The sequence below is a fragment of the Mycobacterium sp. genome, assembly GCF_050701675.1.
Classification (GTDB): domain Bacteria; phylum Actinomycetota; class Actinomycetes; order Mycobacteriales; family Mycobacteriaceae; genus Mycobacterium.
Genome location: NZ_JBOGDD010000723.1, coordinates 1 through 4,948, shown reverse-complemented (window position 1 = coordinate 4,948; position 4,948 = coordinate 1). Strand labels below are relative to the sequence as shown.

Annotated in this window: 5 protein-coding genes and 3 pseudogenes; 1 reads left to right on the top strand and 7 read right to left on the bottom strand. The window is 65.6% G+C overall.

The window, feature by feature from the left end:
• From ACRDUX_RS22230 to ACRDUX_RS22205, 6 genes and pseudogenes are all read right to left on the bottom strand, one after another.
• Positions 1-152: pseudogene (locus ACRDUX_RS22230) on the bottom strand (ABC transporter permease); the annotation flags it as partial.
• A gap of 146 nt (positions 153-298) precedes the next feature.
• Positions 299-1,000, bottom strand: coding sequence for a hypothetical protein (locus tag ACRDUX_RS22225; RefSeq protein ID WP_526416560.1), 702 nt, complete (start codon positions 998-1,000; stop codon positions 299-301).
• A gap of 79 nt (positions 1,001-1,079) precedes the next feature.
• Positions 1,080-1,772 (bottom strand): hypothetical protein, encoded by a 693-nt coding sequence (locus ACRDUX_RS22220; protein WP_526416558.1) that lies wholly within the window; start codon positions 1,770-1,772, stop codon positions 1,080-1,082.
• Entirely contained in the window at positions 1,769-2,314 is a 546-nt protein-coding gene (locus ACRDUX_RS22215) for an RNA polymerase sigma factor (RefSeq protein WP_526416556.1), read from the bottom strand. Before ACRDUX_RS22215 ends, ACRDUX_RS22220 begins: the two co-directional genes overlap by 4 nt.
• A gap of 386 nt (positions 2,315-2,700) precedes the next feature.
• A pseudogene (locus ACRDUX_RS22210) lies at positions 2,701-3,012 on the bottom strand (winged helix-turn-helix domain-containing protein); the annotation flags it as partial.
• A gap of 228 nt (positions 3,013-3,240) precedes the next feature.
• Positions 3,241-3,582, bottom strand: a complete 342-nt coding sequence (locus ACRDUX_RS22205; protein WP_526416554.1) for a hypothetical protein — start codon at positions 3,580-3,582, stop codon at positions 3,241-3,243.
• 134 nt (positions 3,583-3,716) lie between these two features.
• Between ACRDUX_RS22205 and ACRDUX_RS22200 the strand changes: the two genes are divergently transcribed.
• Positions 3,717-4,061 (top strand): RNA polymerase-binding protein RbpA, encoded by a 345-nt coding sequence (locus ACRDUX_RS22200; RefSeq protein WP_526416552.1) that lies wholly within the window; start codon positions 3,717-3,719, stop codon positions 4,059-4,061.
• 25 nt (positions 4,062-4,086) lie between these two features.
• On the opposite strand, the pseudogene ACRDUX_RS22195 reads toward ACRDUX_RS22200, so the two are convergent.
• Positions 4,087-4,830: pseudogene (locus ACRDUX_RS22195) on the bottom strand (polyprenol monophosphomannose synthase); the annotation flags it as partial.
• Positions 4,831-4,948: the final 118 nt, after the last annotated feature.

The following is a 4,948-nucleotide window of genomic DNA, read 5'->3' as shown; positions in this document are numbered from 1 at the left end:
TTCTCGATCAGCTCGATACCGGCCTCGAGGATCAGGGAGGGTGCGGGCAGGATGTCCTGCGGAATCAGGCCGATCGCACTGCCCAGCTGCCACAGGGCCAAGAGGACGACGGGTGACGCCAGTCGGATAAAGCCCCACTTGCGCTGCCGCAGGCGTACTTTCGCCGTCGGCGACGTGACCGTGGTTACGGCGGCAGGCTCGACTGATGCGGTCACGATCATGCGACGCTACGCAGCCGCGTCTGGGGCCGGAAGCCTTCCACTCGCCACGAGGAAAACGTGGAGAGCCCGACACCGGGTCAGAAGCGGGTGGTACCCGTCACGATCTGCCCGGTCACGTCGCGACCGTTGATCTTCGAGCGCAAGGTGCGGTTCTGCAGGCTGATGACCTGACTGGCCTGCTGCAGGATCCGCTTGTTGCGGACCTGCGACTGGAACTGCGCGGCGTTCAGCTGTTGCAGCTCGGCCTGCTCGAAGTCACGGCCGGTGATGCCACCGTTGAACTGGACGCCGATCGCGGAACCGTCGGGCCGCACGATCCACGCCGCGCGGGCGCCGTCGAGGGCAGCGGTGTAGACCCCCGCCGGTCCGGTGACGGGGTTGGCGGTGAAGTCGTACCTGGTGCCGTTCATCACGAGTCGACCCGTGAAATCCGTGCCGTTGAACGACGCAAGCAGGGTGTCGCGGAACTTCGATGTGACGTCGATCCTCCCGGCGCTCTGGTCGCCGAAGAACCAGGCCTCGTCGTCGACGCCGTTGCAGGCGTACGCGGTGACCTGGTTGCCGTCGACGGCGATGCCGATGGTCATCTTCTTGCCGTCGGCCTCCATGTCGCCGACGTAACTGCCGGACTGCGGAAGCGGTGCGAGGGCGGCGGCGGTCGACTGGGTCGACGGAGCCCTCGACGACTCGGTGGACGAGCCACTCGAGCAAGCGGACAGGGTGCCCAGTGCGAAGAGCGCGAGGACACCGACGATAAGGGTGCGCAGGACATTTCTCATGTGACCAGCATCTACGGGCGGACACATCGTTACATGAAGATTGTCAGGAGATTGCATGGAGAACCTCGCGCGGCCAGCTCTAGGCCAGGGTAGTGACCGCCAGCGGCGTAGCGGTACCGGCTTCACGGATCACGACGGTGCGGATGTCCGACGTTGGAATCACCGTGGCGGCCGCCAAGTTCGACGCCTCGTCCCCCGAGGGGCGCCAGGACGCCACGGTGGACTCCGCGCCGTCCTTCGTCGTGACCACCAGGTCGTAGCTGTCGACATTCGTCGCCCAGTCCTTGGTGTATTCGCAATGCCAGTCGAGGCGCGTTCCCCAAGGCTCATCCGAGACCGCCAGCGACGCCGTGACGCCGGCTCGTTCGCCGGCAGCCATCGCCTGGAGTGCGACGCCGGTCGACGATTCGCGCGGGATGACGGCGTATCCCACGATGCCCCCGACGATGAGGAATGCTGCGGCCGATGCGAGCGCTGTCGCCAGTCGGACACGGGGAGACCGGAGGCGACGCCTCTCCGCTGCCGCCGCGAGTGACGCGGGCTGGGCGGCAGTCGTCCCCCGTTCTTCGGATTCTGGCCCTTCATCGATTAGTGCGAGCGCCTCTTCAGGAGAAAGGACGTCCAGGATGGCGGGAATGTCGGCGGAGTTTTGCAATTCCGTCTGCTGCGGCGCATCGGCCAGGTACCGCTCGTACTCAGCAGCTTCCTCTGCCGACAGGGCGCCGAGTAGATAGGCGGCATCCCACTCGGCCATGTTCCGATCCGAGGTCATCGGACTACCCCCCTTTCCTCCAACGCGACGCGGAGCGCACGCAGTGCGTAATGCAGCCGCGATTTGACGGTTCCCGGCGGAATGCCCTCGTGGCGAGCGATCTCGACGGCGGTTTGCCCCAGGTAGTGCGCCCGCACCACTACGGCCCGGTGCTCGGGACTCAACGATCGCAAGGCGTCGGACACCACCCACTTGTCCACCGCAGGGCCGAAGATGTCTGGAGTACTGCGCTCGGGAACGGTCTCGGTCTGCAACTCGCGCTTGTAGCGAGAACTCCGTCGGTCGTCGATCACCAAGTTCCTGGCCACCGTGTACAACCACGCTCGAGTTGAATCCTCGGAGTAGGTCGTGAGGATGGTGCTGTTCTTCCAGAGCCGCAGCAGCGACTCCTGAAGGACGTCCTCCGCGAACCCCCGGTCGCCACCTGTCAGGCGAAGCACGTACCGGAGCAACGCCGGCGCATGCTCGTCATGGATCCGCCGCATGAGTTCGGCTCTCGCCGAATCGTCCATCCGCCGCGGCTCGGTGCCAGAGTCCGTCATGATGGGCTGTCCCTCTATCGCTCCGTGGTCTCGCGGCTGACGGCTAGGACTGCACGCATGGTCGGCGGTGACGTTCCGATCACGCCGCTGACGCCCGCGCTCGCAGCATAACCGACCCCGTGTTCTCGCTGCCGGCATGACTTCCCGTATTACGAGCGAGCCATGGCCGCTCGCAATCGACAACGTCGAGCCGCGCGAACTCATTTCGGTGGGCCGCTGAATTCCCTACGCCGCGTCGAGGGTGCAACGCGGTAGCGCGTCCGGCCGTGACCACGTGATCGTCGAGAGCGGACATGCAGAACGCCACCTACTCGCGCGACGATCCCCAGGTCCAGCACATTCCCTGTTCCCAAGTCGCAGACATCGGTCTTGCGTTCGATGGGGTCGGCCTCTGGGTCGACGAGGACGCCCACGAACTGATATCCCCGCCCACGCACGGTCCGGATGTAGTGCTGCGATGCCCCGTCGTCGCCAAGCGCGCGCCGGATTGCCTTGATCCGACTGGAAAGAGCTGCTTCCCCAACGAAGCGTCCGCCCCACACCGCGTCGAACAACTCGGTCTTCGTTACGACCCGGCGATGGTGCTTCACCAGGTACGTCAGTACATCGAATACCTGCGGCTCGACTCGGACCGAGACCCCGTTGCGCTGCAACTCGTAGCGGGGAAGGTCGAGAACGAAGTCACCGAAGTGCCACACGGCGGACTCGAGCTCGGATGCAGTCGCTGGAAGCGGAAGTTGCAGGGTCACGATGTATCCCTTCTGGCGTCACGCTCCCTTCGGGAGCTGTCAGGAGGAACGACGGGCGAAGCCCCAAGATGGTTCAGCCCAATCGAGAAGATCTTTGCGATGGGATCTACCAGGGCGATTCACCGCCCTGCACGACCTCCAAACGCACGTGGTGCCGATCCGCCTGGACGGGTGCGATCAGCGCCAGCCGTCGGCCGCCTTCGCCGCACGCATCAGCGCGTCACACAGATCGCGCAGTTCAGCTCCTTCGGCACCCTCTTCGATGGCCGTGGCGACGTCCTCTGCGGCGCACCGTACCTGGTAGACCCGGTCGGACAGCTGGGCCGCCTCGTCAGCGGTCAGGACCACCGAATCGGGAGCCAGCGACGTGCCCTTGACCATGGCGCGCTGCTCGTAGGCGCGCTGGCGGCAGGACTGCCTGCAGTACTGCCGACGCCGTCCCATTCCCGCGTCGGCGACCTCACGACCACACCAACGGCATGGTTGCACTCGGGACCGTCGTCGAGTTTCTGGCGCCACGGGACTCGACTGTAAACGGCAGACGGCGTCGACCCCGGTAGCATGGACAGTCGCGTCGGGAACTTCGCGCCAATTGGCTGCGTTGATACTCGCGGATACATGCGGAAGAAGATGTCGGATGAGGAGTAGTGACGATGGCTGATCGTGTTCTGCGAGGTAGTCGCCTCGGAGCCGTGAGCTACGAGACCGACCGTAATCATGACCTGGCGCCCCGTCAGGTGGCGCGTTACCGGACCGACAACGGCGAGGAGTTCGAGGTTCCGTTCGCCGACGAAGCCGAGATCCCCGGTACCTGGCCCTGCCGCAACGGCATGGAGGGCACGCTGATCGACGGCGACGTCCCCGAGCCCAAGAAGGTCAAGCCGCCAAGGACCCACTGGGACATGCTGCTCGAGCGACGCTCGGTGGAGGAATTGGACGAGCTCCTCAAGGAGCGGCTCGACATCATCAAGACCAAGCGCCGCGGCAGCGGCAGCTGACCGACTTCTAGCGCACCACGCCGCGGGCGCGGTCGAGTCGGCCGCGAATGCCCCACTCGGCGATCTTGAAGACCGCCTCGCGGATGTTGGAGCCGCTCATCTTGGACTTGCCGAGCTCGCGCTCGGTGAAGGTGATCGGGACTTCCTTGACCACGAAGCCCGCGCTGATGGTGCGCCACGTCAGGTCGACCTGGAAGCAGTAGCCCTTCGAGTCGACGGCGTTGAGGTCGATCTTCTCAAGTACCTCGCGCCGGTACGCGCGGTAGCCGGCGGTGATGTCGTTGACGTCGACCCCCAGCGAGATGCGGGAGTAGCCGTTCGCCGTGCGCGACAACACCATCCGCCGCCGCGGCCAGTTCCGCACGGTGCCGCCGTCGACGTAGCGCGAGCCGATCGCCAGATCGGCGCCCTTGTCGACGGCGTCGAGCAGGCGGTACAGCTCCTCGGGCGCGTGCGATCCGTCGGCGTCCATCTCGACCAGCACCGAGTAACCCCTGCCGAGGCCCCAGGCGAAACCCGCGAGGTACGCCGCGCCGAGACCGGCCTTGCTGGCGCGGTGCATGACGTGGATGCGATCCGGATCGGCGAGAGACAGCTCGTCGGCCAACTCCCCGGTACCGTCCGGGCTGCCGTCGTCGACGACGAGCACGTGCACCTCGGGACGCGCCGCATGGACCCGACCGACGATCAACGGCAGGTTCTCCCGCTCGTTGTAGGTCGGAATGATGACGAGCGCGCGATCAGGCATCCTGCCTCCGCATGCGGAAGGCAGGCACCAGGATCAATCCAAGGGCGAGGAGCGACGCAATAAGGGTGACCATCTTCCCTGTTCGATAGGATGAAGAGCTGAAGTGCAGCACGACTTCGCGCGCCCCGGCCGGCAGCTC